The organism is Rhodococcus sp. NPDC057135, assembly GCF_042670865.1.
In the GTDB taxonomy this organism is placed as follows: Bacteria; Actinomycetota; Actinomycetes; order Mycobacteriales; family Mycobacteriaceae; genus Rhodococcus_F.
Genome location: NZ_JBHUUU010000006.1, coordinates 58,034 through 73,890 on the forward strand (window position 1 = coordinate 58,034; position 15,857 = coordinate 73,890).

Sequence of the window (15,857 nt, forward strand, 5' to 3'; positions counted from 1 at the left end):
CCCACAGCACAACATGACGGAGAATCGATATCCCGTCGACGAGGCGACAGTTCAGGCCCAGGCCGAATGGATGGCGGGCCAGGGCGGCTCGCTCACCAGCCGAACGGGGCGCAAACTCTCCGAACGAGTTTCGCGGCGCTCGATGATCAGTCGGATCGGCAAGTGGACCATGGGTGTGTCAGGGGTGGCACTGATCAGCACGCTTCCCGTGACTCGCAGCGCCTTCGCCCAGGAGCCCGAAGTTCCTGCGCCGGCGCCCGGTCCGGAGCCTCTTGTCCCCGTCTACGACGGCAAGGATCCAGCCGAGTGCGAGTACTGGCGCTGGTGCAACATGGACGGAACATCCTGTGCCGCATGCAACGGCGGCGGTGTCACCACCTGTGCGCCCGGCAGCAAGCCCGGCGCAGAGTTCTGGGTTGGATGCTGCACCAACCCTGATACCGGCAAGACCTATCTGATCGCCTATTACGACTGCTGCGGCGCGCCTTCGTGTTCCAACGCCTTCTGCGGCGAACCGGACATGCAGGCCGTGATGTACAACCCGGTCTCCGGAAGCTACGACCAGGAAATCATCTGGTGTGTCTCCGACGAGTCTCAGGCATACACCTGCACGATGGCGCCCATCATCGGTGAGGACTGCCAGACTCGACCCGCCGAGCGCCCCAAGGTCGGTGCCGGATCATGAGCAGTTCACTAACCCGAAAACTGGCGCGCCCAGCCGTTGCCGTCATTCCACTCACCGTCGTACTCGCGCTGGCCGGATGCAGTTCGTCCGACAACGAAGAAACTTCCAGCGCAGGCGATGTCACCTATCCGACAGTTCCGTTCACCGCCCCGGGCGAGGGGATCTCACTCGGGCACGACGACCAGGAAATCGGCGATACCATTCCCGAACCACTGCACGTCGGTTCGATCACGCCGATCGCAGCTGACCGCCTGCTGGGCGTCGAGGGCGGATTCGGCCAGCTCGAGCTCAGTGTCAATGTGATCGATCCGAAAACCGGTGTGGCCGAGAGTCGAATTACCGTCGGTCCGGGAATCTGGGATCCGGTCATTCACGGATTTGTCGGGGATTCTGCCGAAGACCCTGCGGTTCTCGCGGCGGAGGTGTGGCGTCCCAGAGGTTCACGCGGCGCAGCAGATTTCACAGTCAGCACCTACTCGGGAAATCTGCTGGAACCCGCCGAGGTCATGCTTCCGGACGTCGCACGCGTGCATTCCCGTTCCGGCTCCAATGCCGTGACCTCCGACGGCAAGTTCTTTGTCACCTGGGATGACGGGTTGTACGGCATCCGGGTGGTCGACCTCGAGAAGAAGGAAGCGACCGGTGCGCTCCAGATAGTCGGTTGTGGCCCGTTCACGTGGATGGTCGGGCACGAGTTGTACAGCGTATGTGAGGACACCCGAGAACTGCTGCACGTCACGATCGGTGACGACGGTGTTCCGAAGGAAACCGCCCGAAGCAAGGTCCTACCCGAAGATTTTGTCTCCACACGCAAGGTCACCTGGGCATCGGAAGCACAAAAAGCGTTGCTGGTCAGTGAGAACGGCGATGTCTACGTTTTCGACTTCTCCAACGGACTGCCTCAGGAAGTTGTCAAGCCGATCGGGAACGCCGGGCAGGATTCGGGTCGATTCTCGGAGAACGTCATCAACGCCGACGCAACCCGGCTCGCAATCGCGTACACGGATACGGCCATTCATCCGGACTCCGCTCGCGGAGGCTCACTGGTCAAGATCGACTTGTCCGACGCCGCGAACTACGCCCCGGTGAAAAGTCTGACGCTCGCAGACCTCGGCCTGACGGACATCAAGAGCATGACCTTCTCCGTCGACGGCGCTACGTTCTACGTGCTGGGTACGGGGCCGGAAGTCGAAGGTTCTGCACCGCAGAAGATCGTGGGCTACAAGGCGACCACCGGTGAGCAGGTCAGTTCTGTCGATGTCTCGGGCAACGTCGGCGATGTCAGTGGGTTGATCACACCAGAAGTACTCCGATGAGTCGTCCCGGATCCGATGTGGTGATGGGCCGGCGCCGTTTCCTGAGTTTGGGAGCACTCGGCGCCGGAGCACTCGGGCTCGGTGCTGTTGGAACGATCGCCGGATGCAGTTCCACTGCAGCAACTCCGACGTCCACGACCGATCTCGACTACATCCTGCCCACCGACGCCGAAGTTGCTGCAGCCGAATCGGCCCGGACCTGGAACGGAACCACCGCTGCGTTTGCCCTGACCGCCGGATTCTCGACGGTCGATCTCGGCGGTCGTCTGGTGGACACGTGGACGTACGGAGGCGCTGCGGTGGCTCCGGAGCTTCGCCTGAAGTCCGGAGACCGTGTCAATGCTTCCGTCCAGAACGGTCTCGAGGCCGAAACGACGCTGCACTGGCACGGAATTCGAATCCGCAACGACATGGACGGCGCTGCACCCACCACGCAGGCTCCCATCGGCGTCGGCTCGAGTTTCTCCTACAACTTCATCGCACCGGATCCGGGAACGTACTGGTACCACTCGCACAGCGGATTACAAGCCGATCGGGGACTCTTCGGTGCCATGATCGTCGAGGACCCGAACGACTCCAGCGGAGCCGACGCCGATGCCGTTCTGGTCCTCGACGACTGGCTCGACGGATTGGGTACCACCCCGGATTCCGTCCTGATGGCCCTGAACCCGGCAATTTCGGGCGGGCATGGCGGACACGGCGGTGGGGCAACAACTCCGGCAGAACACTCTGAAGCCGACATGTCCGTCGCGCAACAGTTGGTGAGCGGCGGACACGGTTCTTCCGCGGCTCTCGGCGGAATGACTCAACACATCGCGTATCCACTGCACTTGATCAACGGGCGACCACCCAATGATCCTGCTGTCATCAGTGCAGCGCCTGGTTCGACCCTTCGACTACGAATCATCAACGCGGCAGCCGAAACTCCGTACCGGTTTGCCGTGGCCGGACACGAGATGACGATTGTCGCCACCGACGGCTACGACGTGGTGCCAACTCCTGCGGACACCATCATCGTCGGCATGGCCCAACGCTACGACGTACTGGTGACGGTGAAATCGGGAACGTGGCCGGTGGTCGCGAAGGTCGAGGGTCGAGATGGTTACGCATCGACCGTCCTGCGGAGCACTGACGCCTTGGCTCTCGCGAATCCGGATGTGGGCGGCAACCTCTCGGAACTGGCCGGCAGGCTGGTACCCGAAAGTGCGCTACGACCAGCGGAATCCGTACGTCTCCAGACGAGGTCACCCGACCGCGACTACCACATCGAATTGATCCAAGCCGGAGATCGTTACGTCTGGGGCATGGCGGGTGCCGATGCGGGCAAGCTCGTCATGAAACAGGGCGAACGGGTTCGCATCACGATGAAGAACACCTCCACGATGTGGCACCCCATGCATACCCACGGCCACACGTTTGCGGTACCGGACTACGGCGGACTTCGCCGCGACACCGTCAACGTCCTACCAGGTGCCGAGCTTGCCATCGAGTTCGACGCTGACAATCCCGGCGAGTGGATGTTCCACTGCCACAACGCCTACCACTTCGAAGCCGGCATGACGGCAAATCTGCGTTACGTCCGCTGACAAGTTGAAGAATGGAGAGAACCCCTCATGAAGAAACTCGTTCCCGCTTTCCTCGCCGCGTGCGCTGCCTTGAGCCTCACCGCCTGCAGTAGTGATGCAGGTGCGTCGTCGGACGAACCTGCCGTCGTGATCGAGGTGAAGAACATGGCGTACACACCGGCATCGGTCACCATCGAGAAGGGACAGACCGTCGAATGGAAGTTCGACGACAGCGGACTCCCCCACGATGTGGTCGGCAACGGTGAACTCGACGGGAAACTGAAGAGCGAGTTGCTCACCGAGGGGACCTTCTCCTACACGTTCGACGACGCCGGAACTTTCACCTACCACTGCACGCCCCACCCGATGATGGTGGGCACCGTGATCGTTCAATAGTGAGGAGGTGGATCGCCGGCTTCGGCCTCGCCGTCGCCGCAACGTGTGTTCCAGCATGCGGCACAAAAGATCCCGTCCCCGACGTGGTGGTCGAGATCAGCAATGTTCAGTTCAGTCCGATGGACGTCACAGTAGAGCGTGGCGGCACCGTCGAGTGGCGCTTCGACGACGGTGGACTCCTGCATCACGTCGAGTCGCCCGGCCTGTTCGACAGCGGCATCACCGGGGACGGCGCATACCGGCACACGTTCGAGAGCGCCGGCGTCTACGAATACTCGTGCTCCGTACACCCGTACATGATCGGAGCCATCACAGTGCTGTGACTCTGGCTCAACCTTTTTCGCTGTGAGATTGGCTCACTACTTTCATTGAACCACACACATTTTGGAGGATCTGATGACTACCGTTCTCTCACACGGCCCGCTCCAGACCGATGTCCCCGACATCCGGCCAACCCTTCACGGCTCGGTCGGGACCGCAACTCGTGCCAGCCTCATCGCGGCGGGTGCGGCCGCGGGTGCCGGCATTGCACTCGTGGCTGCACCCTCTGCAACAACAGCTTTGACCACTGCCGTTGTCGGAGCCGGGCTGGTCACCTCGCTGGCCGCCAACTGGTCGACGTGCGGCATGTCCGTTGCCGGAGTTGTTGCCGCTCCGAAGCAAGCTCACCGAAAGGGATCCTCGACTCCGGTACGCCGACTCGGCTGGCACGCACTGGGTTCCGTCACGACAGGAGCCGTCACCGGCGCACTGATCGGCGCGATCGGAGCGGCGGTGTCCGGCTACGTCCCGGTCGGCTGGGCGCTAGGCGTCTGGGCCGTCGTCGCGGTTGCGTACGGGCTGCACGAGTTGGGCGCAGCCAATATGCCGACTCCGATGCGGCGCCAACAGCTTCCGCGTCACCTGCGCCGCAGCATGGCGCCATGGAAGGTCTCGCTGCTCTTCGGTGCGATCATCGGCCCGGGATTTCTGATCTTCATCCGGTCGAGTGCGTACTACCTCCTGGCGCTCGGCGTCATTGCCTCGGGTTCGCCGGCACTCGGTGCGGCGCTGTTCACGGTCGTTTCCCTTGGCCGCTGTATGCCCAGCCTCGCGGCAATCGTGCACACCAAGCGCGGTGGCTCGATGCCGGGATTCCTCTCGATCATGTGCGTCGTGGACCGTCGAGTGCAGAGCGTCACCGGCGCTGCGCTGATAGCACTTGGAGCATTTGCCGCAGCAGCACTGATCTGACTGTCGACCTAGCACCCTGTGCGTCGAGTGAACACACGCTCCCACTCCCCGGAGCGTGTGTTCGCTCGACACAAACTGTGCGCACTCTCAGCGCGTCAGGACACCGACAGCGCCGTCTGGACCGAATCCTCCGACGGCGACGTCACCTTTGCGTCCCGACTCCACAGCATGTCCAGCGCTGCCTTGGGCTTGGCAAGGACCCACTCCCGCGCGGCGTTCTTGATCAGCGTCGGAGTTGCGCACCCACAATCGCTGTTCACACCGTCTGCGTCGATGCCGACGTCTCGGCACAGCGCTACAGCGCGGGGCACGTGATACCCCTGAGTGACGATCAACGCCCTGGTGACACCATACGTATGTATGGCTCGAAAGCAGGTGTCATAAGTATCGAGGCCGTACGGATCCCCCACGATGCGACGCTCATCGATTCCCTGCTCCACCAGGTAGTTCGTCATCGCCGCGATCTCGTCACCCGAGCCGCCGTTCGCGTCGCCGGAGACCAGGACCGCTCTTGCCTTCCCCGCCTCCACCAGCTCGACGGCTGCGTCCAGCCGTCCCTTCAGGAACGCCATCGGCTTGCCGTCCTTGATCTGCGCGCCCAGCACGATCACCACCGGAGCCTCGGGAGCTTCCGCTGCGTCCGACGTATGGCCGGCCGACGCGACGGAAATCCAGACGATCGAGCCCGCGTAGACAACCGCTCCGAGCACGGCGATACCCGCGACCCAACGAGGCCACCTGCGCTTCCGCGGCGGTTTCACTGGATCTGCAGCGGCTTCGTCCATTCGTCGATCAAACCACACGGTTTCTTCACCGCTCAGGTGCTCGGTCGATCCTCCATCCCTCCGCGCCACTGCGCTCGGCCCACAGATCCGAGTACTTTCCACCTCGCGCGATCAGGTCTTCGTGGGTACCGACCTCCTCGACCCCACCGTCTTCGAGGTAGACGATGTGATCTGCTCCCTGAATAGTCGACAGGCGATGAGCGATCACCACGACGGTCCGACCACGAGCCAAGCGGTGAATCGCCTCGGTGATCGCGACTTCGTTCTCTCCGTCGAGGGCAGAAGTTGCTTCGTCGAGGAGAACGATCGGAGTGTCTTTGAGGAATGCCCGCGCAATCGAGACCCGCTGACGTTCACCACCGGACAGCAGTGATCCACCTTCACCCACCCTTGTCTCTTCACCGCTCGGCAGACGATCGATCACTTCGCCGAGTCGGGAATCGCTCACTGCTTGGCGGACCTCCGACTCCGTGGCATCCGGTCTCGCCAACCGAACGTTTTCCAGAATGGTTCCGTCGAACAGGTAAACCTGCTGCGAGACAGTCGATATCCGCGTCATCAGCGCACGCGTTCCGATCTCGCGAACATCCGCTCCCCCGATCGATACCGTTCCTTCGTCGACATCCCAGAATCTCGAGATCAGCCGAACCAGCGTGGTCTTTCCGGAACCGGAAGGGCCGACCAAAGCGGTGACCGAACTTTCCGGGAACTCGAGACTGAGGTCGCGGATCACGGAGACGGACCCGTAGCCGAAGGAGACCGAATCGAACCGAATATCGTACGACGTGGGCTCTTTCGATACCTCGGGCTCCGCCAGCACCGGTACGCCGATCATCTCTCGGACGGATCCGAGCGACACCCGAGCCAGTGAGATCCCTTCGCCAAACCCTGCGAGCATCTGCATCGGCTCCACGAACCTCACGGCCAACACGAGAACAACTATCACGCTTGCGGTGTCGATGGACCCGGTGGTGACCAGCAGTGCCGCCAGCGCCAGCACGGTGAGAAAGGCAACCTGAACGACGATCATGAATCGCAGCAGATACTTGTCGACCGAACCGATTTCCTGCAGGTGCGCATCCCGATTGGACACAAGAGCATCGTCCAGCCGATTCCAGCCTTCGTCGCTCTTTCCGGCCGAGCGTAGAACTTGCTGTGCCTGTGCATATTCGACGACGCGCGACGCCAACTCGGATTCGCTCTTGCCAATCGTCTCGTATTCGGGCACAACCGCCCGCTGCACATTGCGGTAAGCCCGAATTCCCAGTGGAACAAACACGACCATCGCGAGGGACAGTCGCCAGTCCACGAACAGGACAGCGATCGCCACGGTCGCGGGAGTCACGGTGACAGTGACGAGTTGCGCGATGATCATCCCCGGGATGCTCATCAAGATCGCCGTGCCCTCGGTGACCAGGCGAGTGAACGCTCCACGGTTTGCCTTACTGAACCACCCGAGCGGAATCTGCACCAGATGTTCGCCCAGTCGGTGCATGATTCCACCGGCAAAACGCTCGATTCCGATGCGGTACGCACGATTCTCGGCGATCCACCGGACAGCGCCACAGACCGCCGCCACGAAAGCCGCCGTGACAACCCACGGAACTGCAGCGTCGTAGTCGCCGCCAACAACTGCTTTCAGTATCGGAATCATCAGAGCGAAGACGATGCCTTCGAGTATCCCCGCCAGCGTGAAACCTGCTATCTGACCTCGCATCCCATTGTCGCGCCCGAGGATCTCGTCCAGGTCTCGAATCATTGCAGCACCTCTCGCGGAGATATGTCCTCGCTGAGGGGGTTCTGGAGCGCCCACATCCGCGCGTAGGTTCCCCCGAGCTCCGACAACTGGTCGTGCGTACCCTTTTCCACGATTTGTCCGTCGTCGAGAACGAGTATCTGGTCTGCGTATCGGATGGTGTGCAGGCGATGAGCAATCACCATCATGGTGCCGCCGTCTGCACTGATCTCACCCAATGCTCGTTGAACGGCCGATTCGCTGTGGGGATCGGCCTGCGAGGTCGCCTCGTCCAGGATGACGATCGGCGGGTTCTGAAGGATGGCGCGGGCGATGGTCAGGCGTTGCTTCTCCCCACCTGAGAGCTCCCCACCCGAACTCCCACCGATCTCGGTGTCGTACCCGTCTGGCAGTCGCATGATCACGTCATGAATTTGCGCCCGCTTCGCCGCTGTCTCCACTTCCAAATCCGTTGCATCTGGTCTGCCGAGCCGAATGTTCTCGCGCACAGTGTCCCGCAAGAGCACAACATCCTGGAAGACGATAGCCATCGATTTCAAGACTTCACGACTGGACTGATCTCGTAGATCGCTTCCACCGAGGCGAATAGATCCATCCGTCACGTCCCAGAACCGCGGAAGTAGACGCGCCAACGTGGTCTTTCCGGAGCCGGACGGTCCGACTATCGCGGTGACGGTGCCCGGTTGCATCTCGAAGGAGATGTTCTCGAGGACGCGCTGTCCAGTGGTGTACTCGAATCCGACGCAGTCGAATTCAACCAAGGTACCGCGAGCCGAGACCGGCTCCCGGGGTTCAGCCAGCTCTTCTTCGCCGAGAATGCTCTCGACGTGGGTCGCTCCGAGTTGGCCTTCGCGGTAGAGGTTGGCCATCGTTCCCAGGTGGAGAACCGAAGATGGAACGCCTATTCCGACGACGAGAAAAGCCACCAGAGCTACCGGGGTAACCCAACCCCCGGAGAGCAGTGCGATCCCCGACCCCGTGATAACCACGATGAGTACCGCCGGCGAGAGAAGGATCGACATCGCGACCACCGGTCTTCCCATCCCCGACATCCATCGCACGCACACCGCGACCATCGAATCGACTGCGCTCGAGTAGCGCGCGAACGCTCGACTCCCATTCCCGTAGGTCTTGACGACCTCGATACCGTCACCCAGTTCGACTGTTGCAGAGGTCAATGTCGACATGGCGCGATTCCACGAGTCGACGTTCGTTCGATACGCTCTGCGCATCGACGGCGCGGCAAGAGCGAGACACACTCCGATGTAGCCCACCAGGACCAGGCTGAACTTCCAGTCGATCGCCACCAGATAGACCAGAGCCACTAGCGGCGACAGGATGGCAGGCACCACGTCGGCGGGAAGATGGGCGACGAGGAGATGCATCCGTTTGACGTCGTCGGTCATCGCTTGTTTCACTTCGCCGGTTCCGCCGTTTGCGAACCAGCCCAGAGGAACTCGAGACAGATGCCGAGCGATACGCGAGCGGATCGAGTACTTGAAATGCGCGTCGGCAGTGTGACACACCGTCAGGGCCGCGTTGTAGACGACAAAACCGAGAGTTGTGCCCGCTGCGCCGATCGCGGCCCACCACCAGACCAGATTCAACGACGCGTCGGTCAGAAGCACTCGCGCGATCTCGACCACCGCTACGTAGGGCAGGAAACGCAGCGGCACCGACAGCGCCGACAAACCAGCCCCCAGCAGGAGTCGATTTCTCACGGGCGCGATCATCCTGCCCAAAGCGTCTCGGTCGACGAGACCAGTCGAATCTTTCGAGGCTGCAGCCTCATTCACTTTCATTGCGCCACTCACTCTTCGACGATGATCGTGCCGGTCATGTTCGGATGTGGTGTGCACGTGTACGTGAAGGTTCCCACTTTGTCGAAGGTCTGACTGTAGGTTCCACTTCCTTGCAGTTCACTCTTGGTCCCCAGTTCCGCGAACACGACATCGTGTGGCATACCCTGGTCCTCGAAAATCCACGTGACGGTCTGTCCTTTGTGTACCGTGACGGAGCCCGGTGTGTACGCAAGGTTCTTCACCGAGATCTCGACCGGTGCTTGCTCGGTAGATCCCGTCGAATCGTCACCGCACGACGTCAGTGTGAACACCGCTGCAACAGCGATCAATGTGGTCAACCCGGTGCGAACTGACATTGCACTCTCCTCATCGAACATAGTGGAGGTCGGCAGTCATCCCGGCCTCGAAGTGGTACGCGTTGTGACAGTGGAACATCCACCGTCCTGGATTGTCGGCGTCGAAGTCGATCGCCAATTGTGTACGCGGAAGCGAGATCACGGTGTCTCGGCGAAGCCCACCGTACGAGGGAACCGAGAAGGTGTGGCCGTGGGTGTGCATCGGGTGCCACATATCGGTGTTGTTGTTCATGACGATTCGTATCCGCTCGCCCTGCTTCATGATCAACCGACCTGCATCGGCGCCCGCCATTCCCCAGACATATCGATCGCCGGCCTGAATGAGATCCACCGAATACTCACGATCCGGCACCCTCTGTTCCCGTGCGCCTGACGAGCGAAGCTCCGATTCCAGAACGAGTCGACCGCCGGAACCTGACAGCACTGCAGGAGAAGTCAGATCGACGCTCGCTACCGAATCCGGTGTCCGGAGCAGGCACGCGGCTCCACCTGGCTTCCCTTCCACCTTCGCGGCAATAGGCCACGAATCGGACTGCACCGTCACCAATACGTCGTATCGCTGCGCGGGTGCGATCAGAATCTCCTCTCCGACTGCGTGAGCGACGTCCTGCCCGTCAGCGCTGACAACGGTCAACTCGTGCCCGGCAACCGAGAAACGGTACGGAGTCTCCGCCCCGGCATTGATCACCCGTAGTCGGAGCCGCGTTCCGGCCGGCGCACTGACGACAAACGGATCTTCCGCCGGTCGTCCGTTGATCAGATGCAAGGGGTAGGTGATGTGCGTTGCCATTCCGCCGAGCGCCGTCGAACTTCCGTGCCCGCCCGCAAGAAGTACTGCAGCAGAGTCGATCTCTGCATCGTCGACTTCCGGCGGGGTTCCACCGTGCCCGTGGTGTCCTCCCTGCACTTCCGGAGACAATGCACGAAGAACTGCATCCGGGGTTGTTCCCAGCCCGTCGAGCCAGTCGTCGATCACGATGACAACGTCCTCGTCTGCGCCGGTCAGATCGTTCGGGTCCTCGACCACGAGCGCACCGAAGAGCCCTCGATCAGCCTGCAACCCTGAATGAGAGTGGTACCAGTAGGTTCCGTGGTCCGGGGCCACGAAGTCATAGGTGAATTCCGCGCCTGGTTGGATTCGTTCCTGGGTGATCGGCGGGACACCGTCCATGTCGTTGCGGATCGCAATGCCGTGCCAGTGAACCGAGGTCTCCGCCGGAAGATTGTTCTGCAACCGAACTTTGAGCCGGTCTCCCTTGGAGATTCGGATCTCCGGGCCCACCGCTTCTGCGCCGTACGACCACGTGTCGACCTCTCTACCGCCCAGGCTCACCCGAGCCGGCGTAGATGTCAGGTTTCGTTCGACTGTATGTCCGCTACGAAAACGCAATTGCTCGGCAGCACGAACCTCGTCGTCGAACGGCGAAATTTCGGAACTGGTTTCGTTCGCCGAACCACGGCTGCACGCACTCAATGCCGCCGAACTCAGAGCCGCAGAGCCGAGCGTCAACGCTCCCCATTTCAGAGCCAGACGCCGACTCAACGCACTCGAACTCATGCCGTCAGCGCCGTGAAATCCTGATAGCGCTTCGCGGCAACGGATTCGGTACCCGCACCAGCCAGATTGCCCGCAGCCATGGCATCCATGTCCTCGATCATCCAGAAGGTGGCGAAAGGATGAGTAGCGAGCCACATGTCTCCGTTGACTTTGGCCACTCGGTTCTCCTGCACCGCTGGAAGACTCGAGAATCCGGGAACACCGGCAACCTTGCCGAACTCGTACACGCCCTCGTCGAACACGGCCACGATCCGAGCGTCCTGCGCCGGGATTGCTTCGTCGGACAGGGGTGCATACGGCAGACCTCCAGCGGCGTTGGCTCGCTGGGATTCCGGACGCCCGAAGCCGCTCTCCGCCAACAACAACGACGGCGGTGCCTGTTCGGTGGTGGTGGCGAGAATTCCTGAACTGCTCATCAACACCGATACTGTGTTCGCTTCACCACCGGAGTGAGCAGAGACGTCAGCGATCTTGCTCTCCAAAGCGCCAGTCAACTTGTCGGCGACCGCCTGACGATCGAAAGCGCGACCGAAGAAGGCAAGATTCTCACGCCACGCAGTGGTGACGGCCGGGACCGGCACTGTGGGGACGGTCGATGCGAGGGAGTCGTAGTAGCTCCGATCACCCATCGACGTGAAGATGACCAGTCCCGGATCCTGGGCGAGGACCTGCTCGATCGGGGGTGCACCGAGCGGCGGCACTGTGACCACCTCGGTACCAGCTGACGCCAGGATATCCTGGCCGATCTCCGATCCCCACGACGTGAAGACCACGTCGGGCGTAATGCCGACGGCAAGGAGACCGAGTGCGGCGTACTCGTCCAGGGAAACAACCCGCCGTAGGTCGTCCGGAACCGACGTCTCACCGAATTCGTGGGACACAGCATGCGTTCCCTCTACCGGTTCCGTCGTCGGCCCTGCCTCACTGGAGCTACAGGCGGCCGCAGTCAGGGCAACGACACTGACCAGCAGCGAAGCACCCAGCCTTGATAGATAGCCGGGTCGCGTTTTCAACTTCATGGTGTCCTTCAGCTTCGAAAAATCGGGAGGTTCGCACAAATCCGAGCACTGCTCGGATTTGGCAAGTAAACCTCACCTAAGTTCATCCGTCAATCGCTTGCGCCGACTACGCGACCCGATCCGACGCCGCTATGCTCGGTCGGACCATGACTGCGCCATCACCTGACAAGAAGCCCGCCGCGAAATCACAGCGCCGCCGGAGTTACAACACCGGGATCACTGCGGACGCAGTGCTGACCGTTGCGTTCGGGCTCAGTCGCGAGCACGGAGTCGATGGCTGGTCGCTGCGGCAGCTGCTCGGCGAACTCGATACGTCGTTCTCCGTCGTCTATCGACTCGTCGGAGATCGCGAAGCACTCTCGGCGGCGGTGGTCGACAGTGCGATGTCGGCCGTGAACGTGCCATCCGCAGAAGAAGATTGGCGTCAATGGTTGACACATCTGCTCTTGCAGATGCGAGAAGCGTTGATCGAGTGTCCAGGCGCGGCGCAGTGGCTGCTGATGAACGGAGTTGCCACCGAGCGCAGCCGCGTACTCATGGAGGCCGGATTGGCATCGCTGACAGACGCCGGGTTCGGAGCGGAAGCCGCCCAGGCCTACACCGTCGCCTTCACCTCGACAACCACGCTGATCGCCATGAACGACGCCAGGCGCATTCCCAGCGGTCAGCCTTCACCCGATCACAGCGCGATGCTGGAACGACTGAGCAACGACGGGCCCGCCGATCCCCGTTCATCGATGGAGACACTGATCGGGAAGTTCGCGGGACCACCGGATACTGCGGAAGCGACACGGGCAGAACACTATCGCTACACACTCGACCGCGTCCTCGACGGTCTCGAAGCGCGACTGGACGCAATCAAGGAGTCACAGAAATGACCGAGGGGTCGCTGTCGCACTTACGCGACAGCGACCCCTCGGATGGTCCGGATTCTCGGTAGGCCTAACGGAACAGGTTCGCGACAAACGGAATCGTGTCGGCCTGCGATTCGACCAAAGCACCGCTGTGATCGGTGTTGTAGGTCTTGAAGGTGACCGGTTCACCGTTGGCGACCAACGCTGCCACCAACGAAAGTGCCGATGGTGCAGGAACATCCACGTCAAATAGACCCTGGCCGATGAAGATGGGGCGGTCGTATCCGCTCGTCGGCACACCCATGTAATCGTTCAACAGACCCTGGAAGTTCGGGATCTGACTGAGCGGGCGGGAGAAGATGTCACCGAGCACCAGATCCTTGGACGCCTCGTCCAAGTCTGCGGCGCAGAGCTTTTCGGCCGAGTCGACCTTTTCCCTGCCCAGTTCGTTGAGGTACGAGTTCAGGTCGATCTCGGGGTGCGCTTCGCGCAGGCCTGCGAGGATGTAGAGCGCGTACGAGGTCAAGCCGCCGCCGAGGGCGATGGGCGGGAAGCCCGGACCTGCAGGCAGGAGCGTCAACTCGATGTTGGCCGGCACGCCGGTACCCACACCTCCGCGATAGTCGAGAGAATCCCCACCGTATTCGGTGGCGTAGCGGGCCGTCGTGATGGCCGCACCGCCGCCCTGCGACTGCCCGACCACTGCCCACCGATTCGAGATGGTGGGGTCGATCACCCGAGCCGCCTTGACCGAGTCGACGACGCTGTGCGCCTCCACCTTTCCGTCGAGATACGGCATCAGTCCCGGTGTTCCCAGACCGACGTAATCGGTGGCGACTACGGCGTAGCCCTCGGAGAGCCAACGCCCCAGGTAGGGGTAGTCACGCTCGGGCAGGCCGGGACCGACCAGCGAAGGGGCACAGGAATCGTCGAGTCCCGTGGTGCCGTGCGCCCACGCGATGACGGGCCACCCACCTTCCGGTGCCGGACCGGCCGGGACGTAGTAGGCGCCACTGCTCAGCGCGGGCCCGCCATTGGAACCGATGGTCCAGTAGGTGAATCGCTTGGCGTCGGCGGTGCCCGGAATCCACAGATCTTTCGGTAGCGGCTCACTCGACACCAGAGTGCCCGTGGCTTGCGACGCGCTCGGTGCCTGTGCGGACGCGATGGGCGCAGCAACGGCGGAGCCGATCGTTGCAGCACAGAGGGCTGCGATGGATATGCGTGCGAACGACTTCGACTGGAATTTCACGTCTGACGACTCCGGTTCGTGCGATGGGCGACCTCGTTGGACGCTATCGTAGATTTTGTTTAACCGATCGGTCAAGCAAAATTTTGCAGTTTGACAATAAAGACATGTCGAAATCCCGGCCGTGACTCCGACCTAGCATCGAACCGGCACGAAGAAACAGTAGGAGGATGGATCCATGGCACACGTACAGCGTTTCGACCACATCGGCATCACCGTCGCGGACCTCGAATCAGCGACGGCGTTCTTCGTCGGACTTGGCCTCGAACTGGAGGGCACCGGATCCGTGGAGGGTGAGTTCGTCGAAACCGTCTGCGGTATCCCTGGAGCCAAGTGTGAAATCGCAATGCTGCGCCCGCCGGGCGAAGGGTCACGGCTGGAGCTCTCGTCGTTCGTCACGCCCGACCACATACCCGGATCGCCTGCTCCGATGGCCAACGAGATCGGGCTGCGCAACGTCTCTTTCGAGGTGGGCGATCTCCAAGGGGCGGTCGACGCAGTGGCTGCGGACGGGTACGGGCTCATCGGCGGGATCGGTGAGTACGAGAACAGCGTGCGAATGGCCTACGTCCGGGGGCCTGAAGGGATCATCGTGTCCCTGTTCGAGCAGATCGCCTGAAGAGTCACGGCCACTGGGCCGTCAGATCGCCTTCCACGAGCTGGCCAGAGCGCCCATCGCAGCCGCGAATTCGGCGAACGCCGCGTCGATTCTGACGCGGTCACCGGTGGTCACCAGATCGAGCGTCAGCCCGCGAATCTGCGCCAACACGATCGTCGCGTAGCGATCAGCGCGATCGGGCGGACATCCATGTGCGAGCGCAGCATCTGCCAAACCACCCAACCAGTCCCCCACCACATGATCGAGAAACTCGCGATACCGCTCCGGATGCAACAACGCCTGTCCGTAGATCTCGAACATCAATCGAAAGTTCGGCAACGATTCCGCTGATGTGCGCCCATTCCAGTAACTCGTCAACATCTCGACGATGTCGGTCCCGGAAGAGATGTCGAGAGAAGAGCTGTCTCGCAGGGTGGCGACTACTTCAGTGAGCAGTTGTTCCTTCGAACCGAAATGATGGATGAGTGTCGCATGACTGATCCCCAGATCCTTGGCCAACGGCCGCATGGACAGTTCACCGACGCCGTTCGCCGTGACATACGCGGTTACCTGCTCGAGCAATTCGGCACGGCGATGCTGGTAACGCAGTTTCCGGCCGTCGATCGGCGTGCTGTCCTCCACCTGCAGGAGCCTACGCAGTACCGGAAACACAGCAGTACCGGAA

General features: G+C 61.7%; 16 protein-coding genes. 8 read left to right on the forward strand and 8 right to left on the reverse strand.

Annotated features, from left to right (window positions below):
* Window positions 1–13: 13 nt before the first annotated feature.
* The 6 genes from ACFT1A_RS13155 (at window position 14) to ACFT1A_RS13180 (ending at window position 5,195) form a co-directional block, all read left to right on the forward strand.
* Window positions 14–685: a methylamine dehydrogenase light chain gene (locus ACFT1A_RS13155; RefSeq protein WP_029256402.1), complete on the forward strand. Its 672-nt coding sequence runs from the start codon at window positions 14–16 to the stop codon at window positions 683–685.
* Window positions 682–2,001, forward strand: coding sequence for a hypothetical protein (locus ACFT1A_RS13160; protein WP_378447326.1), 1,320 nt, complete (start codon window positions 682–684; stop codon window positions 1,999–2,001). The genes ACFT1A_RS13155 and ACFT1A_RS13160 overlap by 4 nt, the downstream gene beginning before the upstream one ends.
* On the forward strand, window positions 1,998–3,587 hold the full coding sequence (locus tag ACFT1A_RS13165; protein WP_378447327.1) for a multicopper oxidase family protein: 1,590 nt from the start codon (window positions 1,998–2,000) through the stop codon (window positions 3,585–3,587). Before ACFT1A_RS13160 ends, ACFT1A_RS13165 begins: the two co-directional genes overlap by 4 nt.
* Window positions 3,588–3,614: 27 nt before the next feature.
* Window positions 3,615–3,962 carry a plastocyanin/azurin family copper-binding protein gene (locus tag ACFT1A_RS13170; protein ID WP_378447328.1) on the forward strand — a complete coding sequence of 116 codons (348 nt, stop codon included), beginning with the start codon at window positions 3,615–3,617 and terminating at the stop codon, window positions 3,960–3,962.
* Window positions 3,962–4,285: a biphenyl 2,3-dioxygenase gene (locus ACFT1A_RS13175; RefSeq protein WP_378447329.1), complete on the forward strand. Its 324-nt coding sequence runs from the start codon at window positions 3,962–3,964 to the stop codon at window positions 4,283–4,285. Before ACFT1A_RS13170 ends, ACFT1A_RS13175 begins: the two co-directional genes overlap by 1 nt.
* 73 nt (window positions 4,286–4,358) lie before the next feature.
* Window positions 4,359–5,195 (forward strand): methylamine utilization protein, encoded by an 837-nt coding sequence (locus tag ACFT1A_RS13180; RefSeq protein WP_378447330.1) that lies wholly within the window; start codon window positions 4,359–4,361, stop codon window positions 5,193–5,195.
* 95 nt (window positions 5,196–5,290) lie between these two features.
* On the opposite strand, the gene ACFT1A_RS13185 is transcribed toward ACFT1A_RS13180, so the two are convergent.
* The 6 genes from ACFT1A_RS13185 to ACFT1A_RS13210 form a co-directional block, all read right to left on the reverse strand.
* Window positions 5,291–5,980, reverse strand: a complete 690-nt coding sequence (locus ACFT1A_RS13185) for a vancomycin high temperature exclusion protein (protein WP_378447331.1) — start codon at window positions 5,978–5,980, stop codon at window positions 5,291–5,293.
* Window positions 5,981–6,005: 25 nt separating this feature from the next.
* Complete coding sequence (locus ACFT1A_RS13190; RefSeq protein WP_378447332.1) at window positions 6,006–7,739, reverse strand: ABC transporter ATP-binding protein; 1,734 nt, start codon at window positions 7,737–7,739, stop codon at window positions 6,006–6,008.
* Window positions 7,736–9,457, reverse strand: a complete 1,722-nt coding sequence (locus ACFT1A_RS13195; protein ID WP_378447333.1) for an ABC transporter ATP-binding protein — start codon at window positions 9,455–9,457, stop codon at window positions 7,736–7,738. The genes ACFT1A_RS13190 and ACFT1A_RS13195 overlap by 4 nt, the downstream gene beginning before the upstream one ends.
* A gap of 89 nt (window positions 9,458–9,546) precedes the next feature.
* The gene (locus tag ACFT1A_RS13200; protein WP_378447334.1) at window positions 9,547–9,894 is read right to left on the reverse strand and encodes a plastocyanin/azurin family copper-binding protein; all 348 of its coding nucleotides are present in this window, start codon (window positions 9,892–9,894) and stop codon (window positions 9,547–9,549) included.
* Window positions 9,895–9,904: 10 nt separating this feature from the next.
* On the reverse strand, window positions 9,905–11,452 hold the full coding sequence (locus ACFT1A_RS13205; RefSeq protein WP_378447335.1) for a multicopper oxidase family protein: 1,548 nt from the start codon (window positions 11,450–11,452) through the stop codon (window positions 9,905–9,907).
* Complete coding sequence (locus ACFT1A_RS13210) at window positions 11,449–12,333, reverse strand: ABC transporter substrate-binding protein (RefSeq protein ID WP_378447336.1); 885 nt, start codon at window positions 12,331–12,333, stop codon at window positions 11,449–11,451. The genes ACFT1A_RS13205 and ACFT1A_RS13210 overlap by 4 nt, the downstream gene beginning before the upstream one ends.
* 284 nt (window positions 12,334–12,617) lie before the next feature.
* On the opposite strand from ACFT1A_RS13210, the gene ACFT1A_RS13215 reads away from it, so the two are divergent.
* Window positions 12,618–13,349 (forward strand): TetR/AcrR family transcriptional regulator, encoded by a 732-nt coding sequence (locus tag ACFT1A_RS13215; RefSeq protein WP_378447337.1) that lies wholly within the window; start codon window positions 12,618–12,620, stop codon window positions 13,347–13,349.
* A 64-nt stretch (window positions 13,350–13,413) separates the two neighbouring features.
* Here ACFT1A_RS13215 and ACFT1A_RS13220 read toward each other — a convergent pair whose 3' ends face one another.
* On the reverse strand, window positions 13,414–14,577 hold the full coding sequence (locus ACFT1A_RS13220) for an alpha/beta hydrolase family protein (RefSeq protein WP_378447338.1): 1,164 nt from the start codon (window positions 14,575–14,577) through the stop codon (window positions 13,414–13,416).
* Between the two features lie 175 nt (window positions 14,578–14,752).
* Here ACFT1A_RS13220 and ACFT1A_RS13225 point away from each other — a divergent pair, with 175 nt between their 5' ends.
* Window positions 14,753–15,193 (forward strand): VOC family protein, encoded by a 441-nt coding sequence (locus ACFT1A_RS13225; protein WP_378447339.1) that lies wholly within the window; start codon window positions 14,753–14,755, stop codon window positions 15,191–15,193.
* A gap of 21 nt (window positions 15,194–15,214) precedes the next feature.
* Here ACFT1A_RS13225 and ACFT1A_RS13230 read toward each other — a convergent pair whose 3' ends face one another.
* A complete protein-coding gene (locus tag ACFT1A_RS13230; RefSeq protein ID WP_378447340.1) occupies window positions 15,215–15,814 on the reverse strand; it encodes a TetR/AcrR family transcriptional regulator in 600 nt (199 codons plus the stop codon).
* Window positions 15,815–15,857 lie beyond the last annotated feature (43 nt).

Coding starts and splice junctions, on each gene's coding strand:
- ACFT1A_RS13165 (WP_378447327.1), top strand. CDS start 1,998: ATGAGTCGTCCCGGATCCGATGTGGTGATGGGCCGGCGCCGTTTCCTG.
- ACFT1A_RS13225 (WP_378447339.1), top strand. CDS start 14,753: ATGGCACACGTACAGCGTTTCGACCACATCGGCATCACCGTCGCGGAC.
- ACFT1A_RS13185 (WP_378447331.1), bottom strand. CDS start 5,980: ATGGACGAAGCCGCTGCAGATCCAGTGAAACCGCCGCGGAAGCGCAGG.
- ACFT1A_RS13170 (WP_378447328.1), top strand. CDS start 3,615: ATGAAGAAACTCGTTCCCGCTTTCCTCGCCGCGTGCGCTGCCTTGAGC.
- ACFT1A_RS13205 (WP_378447335.1), bottom strand. CDS start 11,452: ATGAGTTCGAGTGCGTTGAGTCGGCGTCTGGCTCTGAAATGGGGAGCG.
- ACFT1A_RS13155 (WP_029256402.1), top strand. CDS start 14: ATGACGGAGAATCGATATCCCGTCGACGAGGCGACAGTTCAGGCCCAG.
- ACFT1A_RS13180 (WP_378447330.1), top strand. CDS start 4,359: ATGACTACCGTTCTCTCACACGGCCCGCTCCAGACCGATGTCCCCGAC.
- ACFT1A_RS13190 (WP_378447332.1), bottom strand. CDS start 7,739: ATGATTCGAGACCTGGACGAGATCCTCGGGCGCGACAATGGGATGCGA.
- ACFT1A_RS13200 (WP_378447334.1), bottom strand. CDS start 9,894: ATGTCAGTTCGCACCGGGTTGACCACATTGATCGCTGTTGCAGCGGTG.
- ACFT1A_RS13160 (WP_378447326.1), top strand. CDS start 682: ATGAGCAGTTCACTAACCCGAAAACTGGCGCGCCCAGCCGTTGCCGTC.
- ACFT1A_RS13215 (WP_378447337.1), top strand. CDS start 12,618: ATGACTGCGCCATCACCTGACAAGAAGCCCGCCGCGAAATCACAGCGC.